This window comes from Azospirillum formosense, from assembly GCF_040500525.1.
Taxonomy (GTDB): domain Bacteria; phylum Pseudomonadota; class Alphaproteobacteria; order Azospirillales; family Azospirillaceae; genus Azospirillum; species Azospirillum formosense_A.
Genome location: NZ_CP159402.1, coordinates 1,177,501 through 1,199,606, shown reverse-complemented (window position 1 = coordinate 1,199,606; position 22,106 = coordinate 1,177,501). Strand labels below are relative to the sequence as shown.

The 22,106-nt window shown below is 66.4% G+C and carries 23 protein-coding genes and 2 rRNA genes (1 of these 25 running past the window's edge); 8 read left to right on the top strand and 17 right to left on the bottom strand.

All coding sequences use genetic code 11. The features are described 5' to 3' along the window. Positions 1-16: 16 nt before the first annotated feature. Positions 17-1,147 carry a polysaccharide pyruvyl transferase family protein gene (locus tag ABVN73_RS05695; RefSeq protein ID WP_353859300.1) on the bottom strand — a complete coding sequence of 377 codons (1,131 nt, stop codon included), beginning with the start codon at positions 1,145-1,147 and terminating at the stop codon, positions 17-19. Positions 1,148-1,292: 145 nt separating this feature from the next. On the opposite strand from ABVN73_RS05695, the gene ABVN73_RS05690 reads away from it, so the two are divergent. Continuing rightward, complete coding sequence (locus tag ABVN73_RS05690) at positions 1,293-1,760, top strand: hypothetical protein (RefSeq protein WP_353859299.1); 468 nt, start codon at positions 1,293-1,295, stop codon at positions 1,758-1,760. A gap of 6 nt (positions 1,761-1,766) precedes the next feature. Here ABVN73_RS05690 and ABVN73_RS05685 read toward each other — a convergent pair whose 3' ends face one another. Continuing rightward, complete coding sequence (locus ABVN73_RS05685; RefSeq protein ID WP_353859298.1) at positions 1,767-2,756, bottom strand: TerC family protein; 990 nt, start codon at positions 2,754-2,756, stop codon at positions 1,767-1,769. A gap of 321 nt (positions 2,757-3,077) precedes the next feature. Between ABVN73_RS05685 and ABVN73_RS05680 the strand changes: the two genes are divergently transcribed. Both ABVN73_RS05680 and ABVN73_RS05675 read left to right on the top strand, forming a co-directional pair. Further along, a complete protein-coding gene (locus tag ABVN73_RS05680) occupies positions 3,078-3,404 on the top strand; it encodes an HU family DNA-binding protein (RefSeq protein ID WP_353859465.1) in 327 nt (108 codons plus the stop codon). Positions 3,405-3,472: 68 nt separating this feature from the next. Further along, a complete protein-coding gene (locus ABVN73_RS05675) occupies positions 3,473-3,883 on the top strand; it encodes a MucR family transcriptional regulator (RefSeq protein ID WP_353859297.1) in 411 nt (136 codons plus the stop codon). Between the two features lie 96 nt (positions 3,884-3,979). On the opposite strand, the gene ABVN73_RS05670 is transcribed toward ABVN73_RS05675, so the two are convergent. Beyond that, positions 3,980-4,549 (bottom strand): N-acetyltransferase family protein, encoded by a 570-nt coding sequence (locus tag ABVN73_RS05670; protein WP_353859296.1) that lies wholly within the window; start codon positions 4,547-4,549, stop codon positions 3,980-3,982. Positions 4,550-5,016: 467 nt separating this feature from the next. On the opposite strand from ABVN73_RS05670, the gene rpoH reads away from it, so the two are divergent. Then, positions 5,017-5,907 (top strand): RNA polymerase sigma factor RpoH, encoded by an 891-nt coding sequence (rpoH, locus tag ABVN73_RS05665; protein WP_137138487.1) that lies wholly within the window; start codon positions 5,017-5,019, stop codon positions 5,905-5,907. Between the two features lie 231 nt (positions 5,908-6,138). Beyond that, a complete protein-coding gene (locus tag ABVN73_RS05660) occupies positions 6,139-7,485 on the top strand; it encodes a globin-coupled sensor protein (RefSeq protein WP_353859295.1) in 1,347 nt (448 codons plus the stop codon). A 124-nt stretch (positions 7,486-7,609) separates the two neighbouring features. Here ABVN73_RS05660 and ABVN73_RS05655 read toward each other — a convergent pair whose 3' ends face one another. Beyond that, positions 7,610-7,780, bottom strand: a complete 171-nt coding sequence (locus ABVN73_RS05655; RefSeq protein WP_353859294.1) for a hypothetical protein — start codon at positions 7,778-7,780, stop codon at positions 7,610-7,612. 317 nt (positions 7,781-8,097) lie between these two features. On the opposite strand from ABVN73_RS05655, the gene ABVN73_RS05650 reads away from it, so the two are divergent. Next, positions 8,098-8,673, top strand: a complete 576-nt coding sequence (locus ABVN73_RS05650; RefSeq protein WP_353859293.1) for a GNAT family N-acetyltransferase — start codon at positions 8,098-8,100, stop codon at positions 8,671-8,673. Here the strand turns inward: ABVN73_RS05650 and ABVN73_RS05645 are convergent. Continuing rightward, positions 8,651-9,121, bottom strand: coding sequence for a hypothetical protein (locus ABVN73_RS05645; RefSeq protein WP_353859292.1), 471 nt, complete (start codon positions 9,119-9,121; stop codon positions 8,651-8,653). The genes ABVN73_RS05650 and ABVN73_RS05645 overlap by 23 nt on opposite strands. Before the next feature lie 222 nt (positions 9,122-9,343). Here ABVN73_RS05645 and ABVN73_RS05640 point away from each other — a divergent pair, with 222 nt between their 5' ends. Continuing rightward, a complete protein-coding gene (locus ABVN73_RS05640; protein ID WP_353859291.1) occupies positions 9,344-10,498 on the top strand; it encodes an alpha/beta hydrolase in 1,155 nt (384 codons plus the stop codon). A gap of 4 nt (positions 10,499-10,502) precedes the next feature. Here ABVN73_RS05640 and ABVN73_RS05635 read toward each other — a convergent pair whose 3' ends face one another. The 9 genes from ABVN73_RS05635 to ABVN73_RS05595 all read right to left on the bottom strand — a co-directional run bounded on the left by ABVN73_RS05635 (position 10,503) and on the right by ABVN73_RS05595 (position 18,502). Beyond that, entirely contained in the window at positions 10,503-11,138 is a 636-nt protein-coding gene (locus ABVN73_RS05635; protein WP_353859290.1) for a LysE family transporter, read from the bottom strand. A 75-nt stretch (positions 11,139-11,213) separates the two neighbouring features. Next, on the bottom strand, positions 11,214-11,861 hold the full coding sequence (locus ABVN73_RS05630; RefSeq protein ID WP_353859289.1) for a hypothetical protein: 648 nt from the start codon (positions 11,859-11,861) through the stop codon (positions 11,214-11,216). Between the two features lie 89 nt (positions 11,862-11,950). Further along, positions 11,951-12,409, bottom strand: coding sequence for a molybdopterin synthase catalytic subunit MoaE (gene moaE, locus ABVN73_RS05625; protein ID WP_353859288.1), 459 nt, complete (start codon positions 12,407-12,409; stop codon positions 11,951-11,953). A gap of 16 nt (positions 12,410-12,425) precedes the next feature. Continuing rightward, positions 12,426-12,677, bottom strand: a complete 252-nt coding sequence (gene moaD, locus ABVN73_RS05620) for a molybdopterin converting factor subunit 1 (RefSeq protein ID WP_353859287.1) — start codon at positions 12,675-12,677, stop codon at positions 12,426-12,428. Beyond that, positions 12,677-13,942 (bottom strand): gephyrin-like molybdotransferase Glp, encoded by a 1,266-nt coding sequence (gene glp, locus ABVN73_RS05615; RefSeq protein ID WP_353859286.1) that lies wholly within the window; start codon positions 13,940-13,942, stop codon positions 12,677-12,679. The genes moaD and glp overlap by 1 nt, the downstream gene beginning before the upstream one ends. A 59-nt stretch (positions 13,943-14,001) precedes the next feature. Next, on the bottom strand, positions 14,002-14,529 hold the full coding sequence (mobB, locus tag ABVN73_RS05610) for a molybdopterin-guanine dinucleotide biosynthesis protein B (RefSeq protein WP_353859285.1): 528 nt from the start codon (positions 14,527-14,529) through the stop codon (positions 14,002-14,004). A 165-nt stretch (positions 14,530-14,694) separates the two neighbouring features. Further along, positions 14,695-15,306, bottom strand: a complete 612-nt coding sequence (pgsA, locus tag ABVN73_RS05605) for a CDP-diacylglycerol--glycerol-3-phosphate 3-phosphatidyltransferase (RefSeq protein WP_114860597.1) — start codon at positions 15,304-15,306, stop codon at positions 14,695-14,697. A gap of 48 nt (positions 15,307-15,354) precedes the next feature. Next, positions 15,355-17,331: an excinuclease ABC subunit UvrC gene (uvrC, locus tag ABVN73_RS05600; protein WP_353859284.1), complete on the bottom strand. Its 1,977-nt coding sequence runs from the start codon at positions 17,329-17,331 to the stop codon at positions 15,355-15,357. 400 nt (positions 17,332-17,731) lie between these two features. Beyond that, positions 17,732-18,502, bottom strand: coding sequence for an SDR family oxidoreductase (locus ABVN73_RS05595; protein WP_353859283.1), 771 nt, complete (start codon positions 18,500-18,502; stop codon positions 17,732-17,734). Between the two features lie 93 nt (positions 18,503-18,595). Between ABVN73_RS05595 and ABVN73_RS05590 the strand changes: the two genes are divergently transcribed. After that, entirely contained in the window at positions 18,596-19,411 is an 816-nt protein-coding gene (locus ABVN73_RS05590) for a hypothetical protein (RefSeq protein ID WP_353859282.1), read from the top strand. On the opposite strand, the gene ABVN73_RS05585 is transcribed toward ABVN73_RS05590, so the two are convergent. From ABVN73_RS05585 to ABVN73_RS05575, 3 genes are all read right to left on the bottom strand, one after another. Continuing rightward, positions 19,368-19,673, bottom strand: a complete 306-nt coding sequence (locus ABVN73_RS05585; RefSeq protein WP_353859281.1) for a YkgJ family cysteine cluster protein — start codon at positions 19,671-19,673, stop codon at positions 19,368-19,370. The two genes, ABVN73_RS05590 and ABVN73_RS05585, sit on opposite strands and share 44 nt — an antisense overlap. A 169-nt stretch (positions 19,674-19,842) precedes the next feature. Then, positions 19,843-19,958: ribosomal RNA gene (gene rrf / locus ABVN73_RS05580) — 5S ribosomal RNA — on the bottom strand. A gap of 133 nt (positions 19,959-20,091) precedes the next feature. Beyond that, positions 20,092-22,106: ribosomal RNA gene (locus ABVN73_RS05575) — 23S ribosomal RNA — on the bottom strand; it runs 732 nt beyond the window's last position.

Below are 22,106 nucleotides of genomic sequence, written 5' to 3'. Positions count from 1 at the left end.
GTCATTCCGCCGACCATCATTCCGCCGGCTCCACCGCCGGTTCGGCGCGCGGGGCCACCGTCCGCAGTGCCAGCGGCGCCGTTTCGCGGGCGCGTTCCATCAGTACGGGAATCCGGTCGCGCAGCAGACCCTTCTGCTCCGCGCGGTGGTCCCACAGGCGGTCGAGGTCGGCGAGGAAGGTCCCGGCGGTGGTGTGGGACACGGTCGCCCGCGGCTCCAACCCGACCGAGGACAGGAAATCCGACACCTTGGAGGCGTAGGGCAGAGCGATCAGCGGCGTACCGGTGACGGCCGCGAAGATCAGGAAATGCAGCCGCATCCCCACGGCCATCTCGAAATGATCCATCAGCCCGATGATCTGGCGGGGCGTGTAGCGGTACTGTAGCAGATGGGCGCGCTCCGACACGGCCATGCGGCCCATGACGCGGTGCGCCTCCCGCACGTCGGCGCGCTCCATCGGAACGAACACCACGTCGGCGCCGAAACGCTGCACGATGTAGTCCGCCGCCTCGGCCAGAAGCTGGTGGTAGGCCGCGTCGGTGAGTTCGGGGGCGGCGGCGCCCTGCTCGCGCACCGACAGGCCGACCAGCGGGCGGCCCCGCGGGATGCCGGCCTCGGCCAGCATCTCCTCGGTGAAGGGTTCCGGCTTGAGCAGAAGCGCCGGATCGGCGGTGACCGTCACGGGAACCTGCACGCCGATCTCCTCGATCAGCCGCTTGGCGCTCGGTTCGCGGACGGTGATGCCGGTCATGCGGTCGAGCCCCTCGCGCACCGCGTCGCGCTCCACCCGGTCCCTCAGCGGGCCGACGCCGATGGCGAAGGTGTAGGTCGGCACCCCCAGCCTCTGCGCGATGGTGACCTCGCGCAGGTAGGTCTGCGCCTCGCTGTCGTAGAGGATGCCGCCGCCGCCCAGGAGCAGCAGGTCGAGCCGCTCCACCTCCGGGGTGATCTCGTCCTTCATGGCTTCCCGCGGGTTCAGGACGCGGTCCACCGCATGGTTCTCGCGCGTGTGGGCGGCGTTGCGCGAGAAGACCACCACCTCGACCCCCGGCACCGTGCTGCGGAGTTGCTCGATGGCCGAGGTGAGGATCGCCTCGTCGCCCAGATTCAGGCCGCCGTAAGATCCTGAAATGCCTATGACCGTCATCCGTATCCCCCTGCCGCACCGAAGCCGTGCGCCTATGCCTTCGGGTGCAACCCGACCGGCTGGCGAAGGTTCCGCGCGACCGGTATTCTTCGGGCGCCCTCCCGGGAATACAGGGCGGGATCGGCAGGGAAAGACAGGCTGGACGATGCAGAGACCCAAGCTGTTCCTCGACCTCGACGGCGTTCTGGCCGACTTCGACCGCGGCGTGAAGGCGGTCACCGGCAAGCGCCCGGAGGAGATCCCGATGAAGGTCATGTGGCGGGAACTGTCGCGCCACCCCGACTTCTTCGGAACGCTGGAGTTCATGCACGACGCGCAGGACCTCTGGCGTTTCTGCGAGCCTTACGGACCGACCATCCTGACCGGCCTGCCGCTCGGCTCCTGGGCGCCGGAACAGAAGCGGCGCTGGGTCGCCCACATGCTGGGGCCCCATGTGCGGGTCATCACCTGCATGGCCCGCGACAAGCACCGGCACGGCGGGCCGGGCACCGTTCTGGTGGACGACCGCGAGAAGGCCCGCGCCCCCTGGACCCAGGCGGGCGGCGACTTCATCCTCCACACCAGCGCGAAGGAGAGCATCGCCGCCCTGAAGCGCCTGGGCTTCACCGGCTGACCGGGGTCATTCCGCCGGCAGCCGCTTCGCCTCGCTGCGCGTCTTGAGAAGCGAAACGACCACGCCGCCGGCGATCAGCGTCAGCGTCACCCCAAGCGAGACCAGCGGGTCCGGCTTGCCGAAGAACTGGGTGTAGAAGATCTTGCCGCCGATGAAGACCAGCACCAGCGCCAGCGCGTATTTCAGGTAACGGAAGCGGTGGACCATCGCCGCCAGCGCGAAGTACAGCGCGCGCAGGCCGAGGATGGCGAAGATGTTGCTGGTGTAGATGATGTAGGGGTCGGTGGTGATGGCGAAGATCGCCGGGACGCTGTCCACCGCGAAGATCAGGTCGGCGAACTCGACCATCATCAGCGCCAGGAACAGCGGCGTGGCGTAGAGCGCGGTGCGCCCGTCCGGCCCGGTCTCGCGGACGAAGAACCTCTGGCCTCGGAAGCCGTCGGTGATCCTCAGGTGCCGGTTCAGGAAGCGCAGCGCCGGATTCTCGGCGAGGTTCGGCTCCTTGTCCACGGCGAACAGCATCTTCACGCCGGTGAGCAGCAGGAAGGCGCCGAAGACGTAGAGCACCCAGTGGAACTCGCTGACCAGGGCGGCGCCGGCGGCGATCATCAGGCCGCGCATCACGATCACGCCCAGGATGCCCCAGAACAGCACGCGGTGCTGGTAGGCGCGCGGAACCGCGAAGTAGGTGAAGATCAGCGATATGACGAAGACGTTGTCGAGCGACAGGCTCTTCTCGATGAAGAAGCCGGTGTAGTACTGCGCCGCCGCCGCGTCGCCCATCGACCACCAGACCCAGCCGCCGAACAGCAGGGCGACGGCGATGTAGAAGGCGGAGAGGCGGAGGCTTTCCTTCACGCCGATCTCACGGTCGCGGCGGTTGAGGATGCCGAGATCGAAGGCCAGCAAGGCCAGGACAAGGCCGACGAAGGTCAGCCAAACCCACGCCGGCTTTCCCATGAAATCAAGAAAGACAGGGGCGATAAGGGAATCCATAACAAGACCCACTTGATTGCGCTGCGTCTGCAGTGAATTCAAGCGGTATCCGACATCACGGCTGACGCCTCAGCCGTCAGAGGGGCCCGGACCCGAACGCCACGCAAATGGTGTTGCCGATCGACCGTTCAAGAACCGCCTCCCGCGAGTCGATCAACTTTTGCCGGAGAACTTCCTTCCTTTGCCGGTCGTGCCGCACCGTTGAACGGTGCAAGACGGTCTTTTTGATGCATCCAAGCCACAGTGAAGGCAAGAATTCATAACTCTCGATACACTTAGGGTTGCTTTCCGGTCCATCTCTCTTGTGCCGATGGATTCGTTCTGCCAAGAACACGGGAAAATCCACACGCGCGAAGGCGCCAGGAGTTCCGCATGAACCAAGCCGAGCTCATCGAGACCATCGCGACCAACGCCGGCATCCGCAAGTCCGACGCGGCGAAGGTCGTCCAATCGGTGTTCGAAGGCATCTCTTCGGCGCTCGCCCGTGGCGAGGACGTGCGCCTTGCCGGGTTCGGCATATTCGAAGTGGCCGAGCGCGCCGCCCGCGAGGGGCGCAACCCGCGCACCGGCGAGGCGGTGCGGATCGCCGCGTCCAAAGCGCCGCGCTTCAAGCCGGCCAAGCAATTGCGCGACGTGGTGAACGTCTGATCGACATCGCCCAATCCAAGGCCGTTCAAAAACGGCCGACTCACAGGGGAACGGAGCTGAACGCGGCCATGACCATCGAAGCATCGGAACTGCAGGCCCTGACCGCCAAGGTCGTATCGGCCTATGTCGGCAACAACACGGTGCCGGTCGCCGACCTGCCGGCGCTGATCCTGAACGTCCAGGCGGCCTTCAACGGCCTGGGCGAGGAAAAGGCCGCGCCGGCCAAGGCCGAGCAGGTCCCCGCGGTGCCGATCAAGAAGTCGGTCACCCCGGAATACATCATCTGCCTTGAGGACGGAAAGAAGCTGAAGATGCTGAAGCGGCATCTCAAGACCGTCTACGACATGTCCCCGGACGACTACCGCGCCAAATGGAATCTGCCGGCGGAATATCCGATGGTCGCTCCGAACTACGCCAAGGCCCGGTCGGAGATGGCCACGAAGCTCGGTCTGGGCCGCAAGCGGGTCGTGCAGGACTGATCCCCGGCCCCTTGCCCTCGGTCGACGGCGGGCGCATCCCCAGGATGCGCCCTTTTTCTTTCGGCGCCCGCCGACCGACGACCGGAAACGATTCCGTCAAGGATCCTCGGGCAGAGCCGTCTGCCCATGGCCGAGCGGGCGCTGCATCAGGACGCTGTCGACCCAGCGCCCGAACTTGAAGCCGACCGCCTTCAGCAGGCCCGCCGATTCGAACCCCAGGCTCCGGTGCAGGCCGATGGACGCCGCGTTGCCGCTGTCGCCGATCACCGCGAGCATCTGGCGGCACCCCGCCGCCGTGCAGCGGTCGATCACCGCCGCGAGCAAGGCCCGGCCGGCGCCGCGCCCCGTACGGTCGGGGTCGAGATAGATCGAGTCCTCAACGCAGTAGCGATAGGCGGTGCGCAGCCGGTAAGGACCGGCATAGGCGTATCCTATGACCCGCCCATCCATCTCCGCAACGACATAGGGCATGCCCCGGGACAGCACGTCGTCCCGTCGGCGGGCGAGTTCCTCCAGGCTTGGCGGCACCTCCTCGAAGCTGGCCGTGCCGGTCAGGACATGGTGGGTGTAAATCGCGTGGATGCGGGGCAGATCGTCCGGCCGGCTGTCGCGGATGTGCATGGATGGCCTCTCGCCTTGTTCGGACCTGGAATAGCATGTCCGCAACCGGAGAGAACACCGGCTTCGCCGCGGGGGGAGACCGCGTCGCCGCCGAACCCCTGAAGAACGTCATAGGCCGAGCAGATCATCCCCTTAGCCTGTATGGCCAGAGCTTATGCAGAAGATAAAGCCATATGGCCGAGTGATGACCAAGCGGAGAGAACCGCATCTGCCTTAACTCCAAACGAAAATCGTCATCTTTTCGCCAATCTTCCAAAAGTTCTTCCGATCTTTTCGGCATTCATAAGGCCCGAATAGTCCGGACATAGGCCAAAAAATATTGCTGCACCGCCGTTTCAAGGCTTGATCCAACTTGGAGGTGGCGGCACAGTATCAATGTCTGATTGACGTGTTCCCGGTTAATTTCGGCAAATCCCCCACAAAAAAAATGCCGAAACGGTGGGCGTCCTCGAACGGCCATCGAAAGGGTTCCACGGCAAGAGACGGTGGAGCGTTGGAGAGAGGAGGCCGGTGTGCTCAAGAAACTCCTGACTGGTGAAAACGCCAGCCTGACCCGCTATGTCGAGGAGTCGAAGCGGTTCCCCATCCTGGCCCCCGACGAAGAGCGCGAGCTTGCCGTCGCCTGGCGTGACCGCGGGAACGGCCATGCGCTGGAACGTCTCGTGGGCAGCCACCTGCGGCTGGTCATCAAGATCGCCCGCGGCTTCGGCGGCTACGGCCTGCCGCTGCCCGACCTCGTCGCCGAAGGCAACGTGGGCCTGATGCAGGCCGCGCAGAAATTCGATCCGGAACGCGGTTTCCGTTTCGCGACCTACGCCACGTGGTGGATCCGCGCCTCCATCCAGGAATACATCCTGCACAGCTGGTCGCTGGTGAAGATGGGCACGACCGCAGCGCAGAAGAAGCTTTTCTTCAACCTGCGCCGCCTGAAGAGCCAGATGCAGGAGCTGGAGCAGGGCGACCTGTCCCCCTCGACCGTCACCGCCATCGCCACCGAGCTGGACGTGCCGGAGCAGGAGGTGGTGGAGATGAACCGCCGCCTGTCGTCCAACGACAGCTCGCTCGACGCCGCCCTGTCCAGCGACGGTGAAACCAACTGGCTGGAACTCCTGGCCGACGACCGTCCGACCCAGGAAAGCGTGATCGCCGATGCCGACGAGTTGGCTCTGCGCCGCCGGCTGGTCGGACAGGCCCTGGAGCGTCTGGACGACCGCGAGCGCCGCATCCTCTTCGAGCGCCGCCTGAAGGACGACCCGTCGACCCTGGAGTCGTTGAGCCAGCAGTTCTGCGTGTCGCGCGAACGGGTGCGCCAGATCGAGGTGCGCGCCTTCGAGAAGTTGCAGAAGGCCGTCCTGAGCGCCGCCCAGGCCCTGCGCCGTGCCCCGGCCCACATGGCTGCCTGATGTAGACGAACAGTCCTTTTCACGACGGTTTGCAACATACCGGCGGATGCCATACGGCTCCGCCGGTTTTCTATTTTCATCGGCGTTTAATGATTTGGCGGCCTGCGACAACTCTGCCGGTTTTCACACCGATCATAACCCTCCATAGTGCCGCCCGCAGGTTAGTTACTTTGCATTAAAAACAAATTACGCTAATCTGATGCGGACCTTTTTTCGCGGGGAAGTCGATCCATGTCGCATTCTGCCCAGACGCAATCCATTCTCGACCGAATCTCCTTTTTGCGAATCGACGAACCCACGAAGGCCATCCTTCGGGACTTCCAACCCCATCTCGCCCAGCGCATCGATCATATTCTTGAAGAATTCTACGGCTACCTGCGCTCGGTCCCCCAGGTCGCGACGCTGCTCGTCAATCCGACGGTGGTCAGCCGGGCGCGCGACATGCAGAAGCAGCATTGGCTGAAGAACGTCTTCACCGGCACCTTCGACGACGCCTACATGGCGCAGGTGCTGAAGATCGGGCAGGCCCACCAGCGCATCGGTCTGGAGCCGCGCTGGTACACAGGCGCCTATTGCTTCACCCTGAACAAGCTGATCGACCTGGCTTATCAGGTCTACCGCAAGAAGCCGGAGAAGCTCGCCCAGCTCATGCAGGCGATCAACAAGGCGGTCTTCCTCGACATGGATCTGGCGACCTCGGTCTATGTCGACCTGAACACCGCCGCGATCATCTCGCGCGAGTTGGGCACCACCGCCGACTCGTTCGAACGCGAGGTGAAGAGCGTCGTGCAGGCCGTGGCGTCCGCCGCGCACCAGCTTCAGGGCACCGCCCAGAACATGAGCCGCACCGCCGAGGAAACCAGCGCGCAGTCCACCCAGGTCGCGGCCGCCGCGGAGGAGGCTTCCGTCAACATCCAGACGGTCGCTGCGGCCGCGGAGGAGCTGACCGCCTCCATCGGCGAGATCAGCCATCAGGTGACCCAGTCGGCCGCGATCGCCGGCGAGGCCATGTCGCAGGCGGAGCGCACCAACACCACCGTGCAGGGGTTGGCCGACGCCGCCAGCCGCATCGGTCAGGTGGTGAAGCTGATCCACGACATCGCCAGCCAGACCAACCTCCTCGCCTTGAACGCCACCATCGAGGCCGCGCGCGCCGGGGAGGCCGGAAAGGGCTTCGCCGTCGTGGCGTCGGAGGTGAAGAGCCTCGCCAACCAAACCGCCAAGGCGACGGAGGAGATCAACTCCCAGATCGGCGCGGTGCAGGGGGCAACGCAGGACGCGGTGCTCGCCATCCGCTCGATTTCGGAAACCATCGCGCGGATCAACGACATTTCGACCTCCATCGCCTCGGCCATGGAGGAGCAGGGTGCCGCCACCACCGAAATCGCCCGCAACGTCCAGCAGGCGTCGATCGGCACGCGCGAGGTCAGCGAGACCATCGTGCGCGTCAATTCCTCGGCGTCGGAAACAGGGTCGGAGGCGCGCAGCGTCCTGTCGGCGACGAACGAGCTGTCCATCCAATCGAACAATCTGCGGACCGAGGTCGATCGCTTCCTGGCACGGGTCCGGGCCGGCTGATCGCGGGAGCCCAACTGGTATCCGAAACGCTGGTATCGGAAACAACGTGGGGCCGGCGGCCTGAAACCGTGCCGCCGGCCCCCCAGATTGACCGATCCGCTGTTTCGGAACGCGGGCGCTGCCGTCAGAGAACGGTGCGAAGAACCGTGTCGCTGATCTTGAGCTTCGCCGCGCTGGCGGCCGAACGGATGTCGTCGAGCGAACGCCAGTGCGTGCGGCCGCCGATGGTGGTCAGAGCACCATTCTGCATCGCCACGAAAAGGCCGGTGCGTCCCAGGTTGACAATCTTGATCATCGCACGCCCTCCCCTGTCTCCGGGCGCCGTCCCTCGGCCTGAGGGTCATGCGCCGTCACCGAACGGGCGCACCCGCGCCCCATTTCGTTTAGAGACTTACCAAGAGGCATCCCAATCCGTCAACAAGGACGATCGTCATATTCTTTGGGTTGTCAAAGCAGGACAATAGAACCGTTTAAAAAGGCAATTTGTCTAAATTTTTCGCCTTTGTGCGATTCGCACGAAGGCTTTGCTTGCCAAGACTTTCATCGGGCGCGGGGAACGCCGTCTGCGCCGACCCGTTCACTCCCTCAAATGGTTTGAAGTCCGGAGGAGGAATGGACGCCGCCACCGCGTCGCAGGATGTCATCAGCCTGCCCGTCGCAATTCGCCCGGCCTGCCGGACCGATCTGCCGGATCTCGAATGGTTCGGGCTGCACACGCCGCATCGGGAAATCCTCGCCACGGCGTTCCGCGCCCAGGAACGCGGAAGCGGCGCCCTCCTGGTGGCGGAGGTCAACGGCTTCCCCGCCGGCCAGATTTGCATCGACTTCCAGCGAAAACGGCACCTGCGTCGCGCGACGCTGTGGGCCTTGCGGGTGTTCCAGCCCTTCCGCAACCGCGGCATCGCGACACGGCTGATGGCTGCCGCGGAGGGCACCGCGCTCGACCATGGCTATTCGGAAGCGGAATTGGGCGTGGACCGGGACAACGCCGGGGTCCTGCCTTTCTACGAGCGGCTGGGCTACGAGCTGCGCGGCACCGAACGGGGGCGTTATTCCTACCGCACCCCGGCCGGCGAACTGGTGCAGGTGCCCATCGATCAGTGGATCATGCGCAAGCCGCTGCTCCGGCGGGCGGCGTGGCAGACCGGGGCCGGCTTCGCGCCGGTCATTCCGCCGCCAGCGCTATGAGCCGGGCCGGGCGGCGCCGCGGCAGGCGGATGCGCGCGCCGTCCAGGATGTCCGCCAACTCCCGTGCGGAATCCGCGGCCATGGTCAGGGCGACCAGGGGAAGCCAGCGGTCGAAGACCTGGGTCGTCACGTCGCCTTCCCCGGCCTGCATGGCGGCGAGCGCGTCAAGCACCGCCATCTCATCCATCCCGACCCGCGAGCAGGACGGGCAACGGAAGGACGGACGGCCGGCGTTGGTCACGGCAAAGGTGCCAAGCAGAGCGAACAGCGGCAGGAGTGCCGACGAAGGCACGCCGGCGACGCCGAAGCTGGCCCGCATCGCGGCCATGGCGCCGGCGGTTCCGTGACGGAACCACTGCCGGAAGCCGGTCAGCAGAGCGCGCTCCGCCGTCGTCAGATCGGACACCGTCCAGGGGGACAGCCTCCCCTCGCCCACCGAATCGCACATGGTGACCCCTCCCGACTGAAGTGACGGAACCGACCTTAGACGATTCTCGCCTGAATTGCGAGTCATTCGCATTTGCAATGGGAGACCTTCTGACGCAGGGTCCCCGCACCGCTGGCAGGCTGTGACAACGTTCCATGACGACGCCCCGCGCGTCCCGATGGAAAGGTTGGGTTAACCATATTCCGGGACCCTCTCCACGCCCGCAGACAGGAGCGTGGAAGGATGAGGCGGACAGTCGGACAGGCGCTGCTTGGATTGGTGGTGGCGTTGGCGATGCTCGGATCGGCGCAGCCGGCGGCGGCCCAGATTCACCTGAACCCGGCCTATGGCGACGGCGCCCTGCTCGGCCCGACCATGGCCCGCGGCGCGGTGGTGTGGAGCCATGGCCGGTCGGTGGATGTGGAGGATTCGAACGCCCCCACCCCGCTCTACATGAAGACCATGAAGGATGCGGGCTGGGACGTGTTCCGGCTCGACCGCATGCGCGTCAGCGACACCCTGCCGAACAGCTCCCGCGCGCTGGCGGGCTACGCCGATCAGTTGAAGGACCGCGGCTACCGCAAGGTCGTGCTGACCGGCCAGTCCTTCGGCGCCTTCCTCTCGCTGATGGCCGCCGGGCAGAGCGACCGGGTGGACGCCGTCGTCGGCACCGCCCCCGCCGCCTTCGGCAACTTTTCCGACTCCTACGACAGCTTCCGCGACAACGCCGCTCAGCTCTGGCCGATCCTGCGCGGCATCCACAACGCGCGTGTGATGCTGTTCTTCTTCCACGGCGATGATTTCGATCCCGGCGGGCGCGGGGAATCGGCGCGCAGCATCCTGTCCTCGCGCGGTCTGGACCACATCGTGGTGGATCAGCCGGCCCTGTTGACCGGCCACGGCGCCGCAACGACCGGCATGTTCGTCCGGCGCTTCGGCGCCTGCATCCTGCGCTTCGCCGAGGCCCCGCCGCGCCGGGGCGACCCGTCCTGCGACGAATCCTGGGGCCGCACGCCGAGCGCCGAGCTGATGCGGGCCGCGGCCCCGGAGCCGCGCACCGGCAGCGGCACCTCCTCCCCGGCGGGCACGGGCGCCCGCTCCTTCCTCGGAGTCTGGTACGGCGCCTACATCAACGGGCGGGAAATCGCGCTGGCGGTGGACCGGGTCGACGGCGACGCCGTCTATGCCGACTATGTGCTGGGGCCGGGCATGGAGGCCGACCAGCCGATGGAGCGCGCCCAGCGCAAGGGCCGCATCGAGAACGACGAGCTGGTCTTCGACGAAAAGGGGCGCAACGTGCTGCGCTACAGCATCCGGACGGACGGGCGCCTGTCCGCCACCTGGCTGGACCGTTCCGGCAAGGGCCGCCTGGAGACGACCCTCCGCCGGATGGACTGAGGGATCACAGGCGGCGGGCGAGCGCCAGCAGCCCGCCGGCGCCGATCATCAGGCCCCCGGTCAGGCGGTTGAGGGTGCGGGCGGCGGACCCGCTGGTCAGGCGGGCGCCGATGCTGTTGCCGCCGGTGGCATAAGCCATGATCCAGCCGAACTCGATCACCACCATGATCGCCACCAGCGCGACGAGCTGCGGCACCAGCGGGGCCGCCGGGTCGATGAACTGGGGGAACAGCGCGGCCATGAAGACCAGCGCCTTCGGGTTGCTGAAGGCGACCAGCAGCCCGCGCAGGAACAGGCGATGGGCCGGGGCCTCCTCCGCCGCCGCGGCGCCGCTGACTCGCGGCGAGCCGTCCGGCACCGGCGCCCGCCACGCGGCGATGCCGAGCCAGGTCAGATAGGCGACGCCCGCCCATTTCACCGCCTGGAAGGCCGGCTCCGACGCCGCCAGCAGGGCGCCGAGGCCCAGCACCGACAGGGTGGCCATCGTCGTCAGCGCCACGCACATGCCGAGCCCGCCCCAGGCCGCCCGGCGGACGCCGTAGCGCAGGCCAAGGCTCATCGCGAGCAGCATGTTGGGGCCGGGGGTCATCGACAGCACGAAGGCCGTCGCGAAGAAGAATCCGAGAGTCTGCCAGTTCATCGCCGTCATCCGAAGGGGGCTCGCGATGTCACCACGGCGCGGCGCGTCTGGCAAACGCCGCCTGCGCAGGGCTGGTCAACGCCGGTTCGCACCGCCCGGCGCCGGATCGCGGTAATCCCACGGCGGCGTGCGCAGCCACTCCTCCAGGCTTCCCGGCGCCGCCCGGCCCTTCGGTTCCGGCCGCTCGGCCGACTGGATGGGATCGGGAGGCTTCGTCCCGAGAAGCGCGCCGGCCCACACCCGGCCGTCCCGGTCGACCTGGGCGCGGTAGCGCAACCCCATGGACGCGATGAACACCCCCTGTCCGGTCGGGAGCCCGAACGCGAAGGTTCCCTCGTAGCGGTGACCGTCCGGCAGGGTCAGAACCCCCACGCCGGTGGCGAGGCCGTGCCGGAATCGCCCCTGGAAGATCGTCCCATCCTCGCTCCCGCGGCGTCCCGGCCCCTCGGCCCGGCCATCGACGAAGTCCGCCTCGACCCAGTCCGCGGGGTCCTCGCCCTTGAACGTTTCGAGAACACCGGCGCCATGGGCGAAGCCGTCGCGGCAGGGGCCGGTCCAGCGGACGGACCGCCCCCGGCTCACATCATGGTCGCGGACGCGGCAGCCGCTGACCGGATCGGCCCGAATCCGCTCCGCTGCTTGCCGCTCCTTCCCATGAACCGGGCACGACAGGAGCGCGCCCAGCAACAGGACCAGTCCGGCGGGCGGGAACCGGATTCGCATGATCGGACACTCCGCAAGCGCGCACAGCTTGGCGCGGGAGCGGATCCAACCATCGCGAGGAGGGCGCCGTCTGTGCCCTGCCTCTCACCTCACGCCGGATTCGTCCAGCGCTCCGCCGCCTTGTCGTCGGACTCCTTGGCCTCCACCCAGCGCTCCCCCTCCGGGGTGGCTTCCATCTTCCAGAAGGGCGCCTTGGTCTTCAGCCAGTCGATCAGGAAATGGCAGCTTTCGAAGGCCGCCTCGCGGTGGGCGCTGGCGGTGGCGACCAGCACGATTTGATCGCCCGGCTCCAGCCGCCCGTAGCGGTGGATGATCAGCGCGTCGTCCAGCGGCCAGCGCTCCCGCGCCTCGGCCTCGATGGCCTCCAATTGCCGCTCAGTCATGCCGGGATAATGCTCCAGCGTCATGGCGCTGACGGCTTCGCCGCCGGCCATGTCGCGGACCAGCCCCACGAACAGGGTCACCCCGCCGATTCCCGTCTTCCCGCCGGTCAGCGCGGCCAGTTCGGCCCCGACGTCGAAATCCTCGCTCTGCACCCTCACCGTCACGGCAACACGTCCTTCCTCAGCCGCCGGTCACCGGCGGGAACAGGGCCACCTCGTCGCCGGAGCCGACCGGGTGATCGTAGGGCACATGCTCCTGGTTCACCGCGACCTTGACCACCGTGCTGTTGGCGAGCGCGTCGGCGTGCTTCGCGCTGCGGGTCTTCAGCCAGTCCACCAGGGCGCCGACGTCGCGGACCTCCGCCGGCGGGTCCACCGTCTCGGTCGCCACGCCGATCTTGGTGCGCAGCCAGGCGAAATAGAGGATCTTCATCACCGAACCTCACTGAAAGGCAGGAAGTCCACGATCATACCCGGTTCGACGCGGGTGATCTCTTCCGGCAGTTCGACGAGCCCGTCGGACTCGACCATCGACGACAGGATGCCCGCCCCGTCGCGCGGGTGCTTGACCGCGGTCAAAACCCCGTCGGCGGCTCGGGCGAGCGTGGCCCGCACATACTCGCGCCGTCCCACCTTCTTCTTGTAGGTAAAGCCGGCGCGCAGCGGGAACAAGGCGGGCGCCTCGTCCGCCGCCCCCATCAGCCGCAGCAGGATCGGCCGGGCGATGCGCAGGAACGTGACCATCACCGCCACCGGGTTGCCCGGCAGGCCGACGAAGACCGCGCTCCCGGCCCCCGCGTTGACCGTGCCCAAGGCCACCGGGCGCCCCGGCTTGATCGCCAGACGCCAGAAATGCAGCCCCCCCAGAGCCTCCACCGCCGCCTTGACATGGTCCTCCTCGCCGGTGGACATGCCGCCGGAGGTGATGAGGACGTCATGGGTCTCCGCCGCTTCGGCCAAGGCGCCGCGAACGGCGTCGAGGCGGTCGGGCAGGATGCCGAGGTCGGTCACCCGGCAGCCGAGCTGGCGCAGCGCGGCGATCAGGGCGAAGCGGTTGGCGTCGTAGATGCAGCCGGGCTCCAGCGGCACGCCCGGCTCCCGCACCTCGTCCCCGGTGGAGAAGACGGCGACGCGCAGCGCCGTGCGCACCGTCACCTCCCGGCGCCCCAGCGAGGCGAGCAGGCCGATGTCCTCCGCCCGCAGCCGGCGGCCGGCGGTCAGGACGGTGCTGCCCCGCGCCATGTCCTCGCCGGCGCGGCGGCGGTTGGCGCCGCGCCGGATGCCGGGGGGAATGACGACCGTGCCCTCCCCCGCCTTGCAGTCCTCCTGCATCAGCACGGTGTCGAAGCCTTCGGGCATCGGGGCACCGGTGAAGATGCGCACCGCCTCGCCGCGCCGTCCCGGTCGGTCCAGCGCATGGCCGGCGGCGACACGCGCCGTGACCGGCAGCCGCGTCGCCGTGTCCGGGGTCAGGTCGTCGAAGAAGACCGCGTAGCCGTCCACCGCCGAATTGTCGTGCGGCGGCACGTTGAACGGGGCGACGACATCCTCAGCCAGCGCATGCCCCAGCGCGTCGGCAAGACCGATCCGGCGGGTCTCCGTGACGGGGTGGAGGCGGCCGGAGAGAAGCTCCAGCGCCCGGTCCACCGCCATCATCTCCCCGCCGAAGGCGAAGCAATCGTCGCTAAGCTGAGCCATCGCTCCACTCCACCTCCGCACACCGCCATCGGGCCGCCTTGCTCGGACGGCCCGCCGTCTCAGACAGCCTGCCCCGTCGCCCCGCAGCGTTCCAGCGCGCAACGCGCGATGATGAAGGCGGCGATGCCCTCCTCGTCGCTCAGGTCGAAGACGGGCACCTTGGCGTCCGGGACCGGCCCGTCGCTGGCGATCGCGACGATGCTCGGATCGTCCCGCGCGATCAGCGGCTTGCCCACCGAGGCGCGCCACACCTCGATCTTCTCGTGCGGCTCGCGCTTGAATCCCTCGATCAGCAGCAGATCGACCGGCGACATCTTGGGCAGCAGTTCCGCCAGGGACAGCTCCGGCTCGTCGTTCCGGATCTCGTGCATCAGCGCCCAGCGGCGGGGCGAACTGACCAGAACCTCCGTGGCGCCGGCCTCGCGGTGGTTGTGGCTGTCCTTGCCGCGATGATCGATGTCGAAGCCCTTGTGCGCGTGCTTCATGGTCGAAACGGTCAGGCCGTGCCGGATCAGCGCCGGGATCAGGCGAACGATCAGCGTCGTCTTGCCGCTGCCGCTCCACCCCGTCAGGCCGAACATCTTCATGGAAGCCTCTATCCTCCGCCTTGCCGCCCGTCGCCGCGCGGGCGTTCCCCGGTCACATAGCAGAAACACACGGGCATGCGAACGGACAAACCGGAATGGCGGCCCGCTCTGCCATGTGCCGGAAAAAATACAGACCGCGGCGGATCGGACCGCAGGAGACGCGAGTCAGCCCGGCGTGCGGGCCGGGTTGCCCGGAGCGCCCTTTTGCGGCTTGGCGGGCTGGTGGGCCATCATGTGCTTCAACCCGGCGCGCATGTAGTCCCAGCCGGTGACGAAGGTGAGGATCGCCGCCACCCACAGGCCCAGCGTGCCGATCAGCGTGACCGGGATGTGGACCGGTCCGTAGTCGCCGACAATCAGGAAGCCGATCGCCACCATCTGGATCGTCGTCTTCCACTTGGCCATCCAGGTGACCGGCACCCCGACGTTCAGCCCGGCCAGATACTCGCGCAGACCGGAGACCAGCACCTCGCGCAGCAGGATGACCACGGCCGCCAGCACCGACAGCCCGGACAGGCGGGCGAAGGCCACCAGCATGATCAGGGTCGCGGCGACCAGCAGCTTGTCCGCGATGGGGTCGAGGAACTTGCCGATGACGCTTTCCTGCTCCCAGGCGCGGGCCAGATAGCCGTCGAACCAGTCGGTGATGCAGGCCGCGGCGAACAGGGCGCAGGCCGTGTAGGCGGCCCACGCCTCGGGCACGTAGAACAGCCCGACCACGACGGGAATCACCGCGATGCGCGACAGGGTGAGCAGGTTCGGCAGGCTGGTCAGCATCGGTCGCAACTCTGGAATCGGGGGAAACGCGCGGCGGGCGGCGTCATTCTAACCGTCTGAATGGAAATGATCGTATATCTTTTTCGCCACCGTCTTGCTGATCCCTTCGACCGACTCCAAATCCGCCAGTCCGGCGCGGGAGACGGCGACGGCGCTGCCGAAATGGTGAAGCAGGGCCTTCTTCCGGCTGGGTCCGATTCCAGGAATCTCGTCGATCATCGATTTGCCCAACGCCTTGGTGCGCTTCGCCCGATGGGTGCCAATGGCGAAGCGGTGCGCCTCGTCCCGCAGCCGTTGCAGGAAATAGAGCACCGGGTCGCGCATTTCCAGCTGGAACGGCGCCCGGTCCGGCATGAAGAAGCGCTCCCGCCCGGCGTCGCGGTCCGGCCCCTTGGCGATGCCGACCAGCGTCACGTCGTCGATCCCCAGATCGGCCAGCACGCCCAGCGCCATGTTGAGCTGCCCGATGCCGCCGTCGATCAGCACCAGATCCGGCCAAGTGCCCTGCGTCCGCTCCGGGTCCTCCTTGATCGCCCGGCCGAAGCGGCGGGCCATGACCTCGCGCATCATCGCGAATTCGTCGCCGGCGGCGCCCTCGGTCTTGATGTTGAACTTGCGGTAGGCGTTCTTGATGAAGCCCTCCGGTCCGGCGACGATCATGGCGCCGATGGCGTGGGCGCCCTGGACGTGGGAGTTGTCGTAGACCTCGATCCGCTGCGGCGGGCCGTCCAGCCCGAAGACCGCCGCCACCCCGTCGAGAAGCCGCGCCTGCGACGAGCTTTCGGCCAGCCGCCGCCCATGGGCCTCCCGCGCGTTGGTCAGGGCGTGTTCGACGATGCGCCGCTTGTCGCCGCGCTTGGGCGCGGCCAACTCGACCCGGTGGCCGGCGCGCAGCGCCAGGGCCTCGGTCAGCAGCTCCTGCTCCGGCAGGTCGTGGCTGACCAGGACGAGGCCGGGGGCGGCCTTGTTCTCGTAGAACTGGGCGATGAAGGCGGCCAGCACCTCCGGGGTCTCGGCGCTCTTGTCATGGCTGGGGAAATAGGCCCGGTTGCCGTAGTTGCGCCCGCCGCGGAAGAAGAACACCTGCACGCAGGTCATCCCGCCTTCCGCGTAGGCGGCGATCACATCGGCATCCTCGACCACGCCTTCGACGTTGATGTCCTGGTGCGCCTGCACCGCCGTCAGGGCCCGGATGCGGTCGCGGTAGCGGGCGGCGGTCTCGTAGTCGAGGTTCTCCGCGGCCTTGGTCATCTCCGCGACGAACTCGGTCTGGATGTCCCGGCTCTTGCCGGACAGGAAGGCGCGGGCCTGATCCACCTGCGCCTGATACTCCGCCGGGCTGACCCGCTCCACGCAGGGCGCGGTGCAGCGCTTGATCTGGTACTGCAGGCAGGGCCGGGTGCGCGCGGCGAAGACCGTGTCGGCGCAGTTGCGCAGCAGGAAGGCGCGCTGGAGCGCCGTGATCGTCCGGTTGACCGCCCCCGCCGAGGCGAACGGGCCGAAATAGTCGGCGTCGCGCGATCGCGCGCCCCGATGCTTGGTCAACTGCGGATAATCATGATCCTTGGTGATCATGATGTGCGGGAAGGTCTTGTCGTCCCGCAGCAGCACGTTGTAGCGCGGCATCAGCCGCTTGATCAGGTTGGATTCGAGGAGGAGCGCCTCGACCTCGGTGTGGGTCGTGACGAACTCCATGGTCTCCGTCTCCGACACCATGCGCTGCAGCCGCACGGGCAGACGGTTGACCTGGGTGTAGTTGAACACCCGCCGCTTCAGGTTCTTGGCCTTGCCGACATAGAGCACGGCCCCGTCGCCCGCGAGCATGCGGTAGACGCCGGGCGTCTGCGGCAGGGTCTTCAGATGCTCGCGGATCACCTCCGCCCCCCGGGCGAGGTCGGCGGGGCGCCGGCGTGCGCGCGGCGTGGCTCCGGGGGCATCGGCGTCTGGAGCGTCGGCGCCCGGGGCATCGATGCCATCCGTCTCCGGAAGGACGAGGTCCGTGGGGGTGTCTGCGGTGTCGGCCATGTCTCGAATGTCGTCGGGTCCCAGGGATGGATCAACCACCCCCTGCCCTGAATGGTTACGTCGAACGACACACCCATCGGCGGTCATTCATCGGGATATCCACGACTCCTGTGGATAAGTGTGTCGATAACTCAAGGGTTACCCCAACGGAACCAAGGCGGCCCAAGGGATTCCAAAGCTATGCACAAAAAGTGAGCATTTCTGCTAAGTCTTTGTTTTTCCTAATTTCGCCTCGAGTCAATACGGCAGTTTGGCGCTGTGCCGCTATTTTTCCGGTTCGTGCAAACAGCCCCTTGCGTCGATGGGGCCGGATGTGTACAACGCGCGGTCCTTTTGCTTGGGCGGGCGACCGATCCGGGCGCGGGGCTCCAAACGGCATGGCGCCGCTGGGCCGAAACGCCTATTCCGTCGGAACGAAGCCCAACGACGGCTGCGCCCATCCCAAATGCTCGCCACCGTCGAGCGCGACCATCTGGCCGGTGACCGACGGCGCGTCGATCAGGAAGCGCAGGGCCGCGCAAATCTCCTCCGGCGACGGGCCACGCTTCAGCGGAGTGGCGTCCCGCTGCGCGGCGAACTCTTCGTCGGTCTGCCGGACGTTCTTCAACGTCGGCCCCGGCCCGATCGCGTTGACCCGTATGCGCGGGGCAAGCGCCATGGCGAGCGTCTGGGTCAAGGTCCACAGGCCGGCCTTCGACAGGGTGTAGGAAATGAAGTGGGGGGTGAGGTTCCACACCCGCTGATCGATCATGTTGACGATCAGCCCTTCCATGTCACGGGGCACCTGCGCCGCGAAGGCTTGGCTCAGAACGAAGGGGGCCCGGAGGTTCGCCTCCATATGGCGGTCCCAGGACTCCCGCGTCACGTCCTCCACCTCGTCCCGCTCGAATCGGGAGGCGTTGTTGACCAGCAGCGACAGCGTGCCCAAACGTTCGACCGCTTCGGGCACCAGCGCCTGCGCGTCCAGTTCGCGCTCCAGGTCGGCTTGAAGCGCCACCGCAACGCCGCCCTGTCCGACGATATGCGTGACCACCGCGTCGGCCTCGCTGCGGGAATGCCCGAAATGGACGCCCACGCGCCAGCCACGCGCCGCGAGATCGAGCGCGATGGCGCGTCCGATCCGCTTTCCCGCCCCGGTGACCAGGGCCGCTTTCCTCTTGATCTCCACCATGCCGCCATAGGTACCCTGCCACCCGTTCCGGTCAAGGGGGTTCCCTCGGGTCAAGCTCCGGACCGGCACAAGACGCGCGGAGCGGGACGGATCATGCTGAGGGAAGCCTTCGAATATCTGACGACGCCCTGCCCGCCGCTGGCCCGCCGCTACGGCTATCTGGCGGAGATGGTGGCCCTTGGGGCGCGCCATCGGCGCCAGAGGCGAGCCTGGGCGCCCCATGTCGAGGCGTGCCGCCGCTTCGCACAAGAGGCCATGGACCGGGCGCCACGGGGCGGGCGGGCGCTGGTGGCCGGGTCCGGCTTGCTGATCGAGGTTCCTCTGTCGGCCCTCGCTGAACGATTCGGCGAGGTGGTGTTGATCGACATGCTGCACAGCCGGTCCGTTCGCCGGCGGGCGCGGCGCCATCCCAATGTCCGCCTGATGACCCTCGACGTCACCGGAACGCTGGCCCCGCTGGACGCCGCCCTCTCCAGCGCGTTGCCGCTTCCTTCACCCTCGCCACCCGACCTGCCGGGAGAACGCTTCGCCTTCGCCCTGTCCTGCAATCTCCTGTCGCAGCTTCCCCTGCTGCCCTTGGACGCCATCGACCGCAAGGCGCCGACCACCCCTTGGCCGGAGCGGGAACGGTTTGCCAAAAGCCTGGCGCAGACGCATCGCACCTGGCTTGCCCGCATGGCAGAACAGGCGAGTCTCTTCACCGATACGGAAAGTCTCTGGTTGGAGGACGGCGCGGTCCGTGAGCGCGAGGATTCCCTGTGGGGGCTCGACCTTCCTCCTCCCGACCAAGCCTGGGACTGGGACATCGCTCCGGCGCCGGAGGAGGACCGTCGGCGCAGCCTGCGTCATCGGGTCGGCGCGTGGTTCAGTCTTCCGGTTCCGACCGGTCCAGCCCCAGCTGGGCCCTGACGGCGTGGCAGGCGTCGCTCCCCGCGGTGAACTCACGACACACCAAGGGGCGGTGTTCGTAGACGCTGCAGAAAACCGACTCGCCAAGAGTCCCGTTCAGCGCGGCGCAGCGGTTGCCGTTGCAGCGCATGCGACCGTCCTCCTTCAAATGCTCCATGATCCCGTCGCCGTCCCAATCACCGATGAAGGTCGGCCATTCCCAGGAAAAGGCGCAGCAGGCCCCGCAGCTTTCGCAATCCGGTGCGTCATCCTCCGTCAGCATCGCTCTCCCAGCCCTCCTGCTTTGCCTCGTCCGCGTGCCCCGGCCCCAACGCAAAACCGGCGCTTCCCGTTGGGAAAGCGCCGGTCCTGTCGTTCATGAAGCCGATTGTCAAGCGTGTTTGAGCCTTGCTGCGTCCGCGCCCATGGATGGCGTGGCGTGTGCCGTGGTGACCTGGCGGCGACCTACTCTCCCACGTCTTAAGACGCAGTACCATCGGCGCTGAGGCGTTTCACGGCCGAGTTCGGAATGGGATCGGGTGTTGGGAACCTCGCCATGACCACCAGGTCACCAAGGCACACGCGAACCATCCGGACGGGACGGCAGAGGGGTATCGTTGATCGAGGACGTTGCTGTGCGTTCTTGCGGTGTTGGCTCGTTGCGTCCAGGGCTTGCCGCTGCGCGCGGGCCGCCACTGGGAAGGATCAAGCCGATCGAGCGATTAGTAAGGCTCAGCTTCAGGCGTTGCCGCCCGTCCACATGCCTCCTATCGACGTGATGGTCTGTCACGGCTCTCAAGGGAGTTCTGGTTTAGAGGTGGGTTTCCCGCTTAGATGCTTTCAGCGGTTATCCCGTCCATACTTAGCTACCCGGCCATGCCACTGGCGTGACAACCGGTGCACCAGAGGTATGTCCATCCCGGTCCTCTCGTACTAGGGACAGATCCTCGCAAAACTCCGACACCCACGGCAGATAGGGACCGAACTGTCTCACGACGTTCTAAACCCAGCTCACGTACCACTTTAATCGGCGAACAGCCGAACCCTTGGGACCTGCTCCAGCCCCAGGATGTGATGAGCCGACATCGAGGTGCCAAACGACTCCGTCGATATGGACTCTTGGGAGTCATCAGCCTGTTATCCCCGGCGTACCTTTTATCCGTTGAGCGATGGCCCGTCCACATGGAACCACCGGATCACTATGGCCGACTTTCGTCTCTGCTCGACTTGTCTGTCTTGCAGTCAGGCGGGCTTATGCCATTGCACTCGACGAGCGATTTCCGACCGCTCTGAGCCCACCATCGCGCGCCTCCGTTACGCTTTGGGAGGCGACCGCCCCAGTCAAACTACCCGCCATGCAGGGTCCCGGCTCCGGATGAACGGAGCGCGGTTAGATGCCAGAGACCTCAAGGGTGGTATTTCAAGGATGGCTCCACCCGAGCTGGCGCCCGGGCTTCCTAGCCTCCCACCTATCCTACACATGAGATCCCTAGCACCACTGCAAAGCTGTAGTAAAGGTGCACGGGGTCTTTCCGTCTGACCGCGGGTACTCCGCATCTTCACGGAGAGTTCAATTTCGCTGAGTTGGTGTTGGAGACAGCGGGGAAGTCGTTACGCCATTCGTGCAGGTCGGAACTTACCCGACAAGGAATTTCGCTACCTTAGGACCGTTATAGTTACGGCCGCCGTTTACCGGGGCTTCAATTCGGAGCGTGAACCCCTCCTCTTAACCTTCCGGCACCGGGCAGGCGTCAGACCCTATACGTCGCCTTGTACGGCTTCGCAGAGCCCTGTGTTTTTAGTAAACAGTCGCCACCCCCTGGTCTGTGCCCCCCGCCATGGCTTGCGCCACAACGGGGCCCTCTTCTTCCGAAGTTACGAGGGCAATTTGCCGAGTTCCTTCAACACCATTCTCTCAAGCGCCTGGGTATGCTCTACCAGTCCACCTGTGTCGGTTTGGGGTACGGTCTGATGCGGGGGCTGTTTCCTGGAACGGGTCCCCAGCCGGGCCAATCCGATAAGGCCCGACACGCTTTCCCATTCGTCACACACCCGCTGGCCCACGACTATTAACGTGGTTCCCATCGACTACGCCTTTCGGCCTCGCCTTAGGGGCCGGCTCACCCTGCGTGGATTAACCTTGCGCAGGAACCCTTGGACTTTCGGCGACAGTGTTTCTCACACTGTTTGTCGCTACTCATGTCAGCATTCTCACTTCCGATACCTCCAGGCGGCCTCACGGACACCCTTCGCAGGCTTACGGAACGCTCCGCTACCACGTGATCAGAGATCACATCCGCAGCTTCGGTACACGGCTTGAGCCCCGATACATTTTCGGCGCAGGCCGGCTTAACTAGACCAGTGAGCTATTACGCTTTCTTTAAAGGATGGCTGCTTCTAAGCCAACCTCCTGGTTGTCATGGCCTTCCCACATCCTTTCCCACTTAGCCGTGATTTGGGGACCTTAGCTGGCGGTCTGGGCTGTTTCCCTCTCGACGATGGACCTTAGCACCCACCGTCTGTCTGCCGGGCTGTGCTCCACGGTATTCGGAGTTTGGTTAGGTTTGGTAAGCCGCGAGGCCCCCTAGCCCATCCAGTGCTCTACCCCCGTGGGCAATCGCCCGACGCGCTACCTAAATAGCTTTCGCGGAGAACCAGCTATTTCCCGGTTTGATTGGCCTTTCACCCCTAGCCACAGGTCATCTCCGACTTTTTC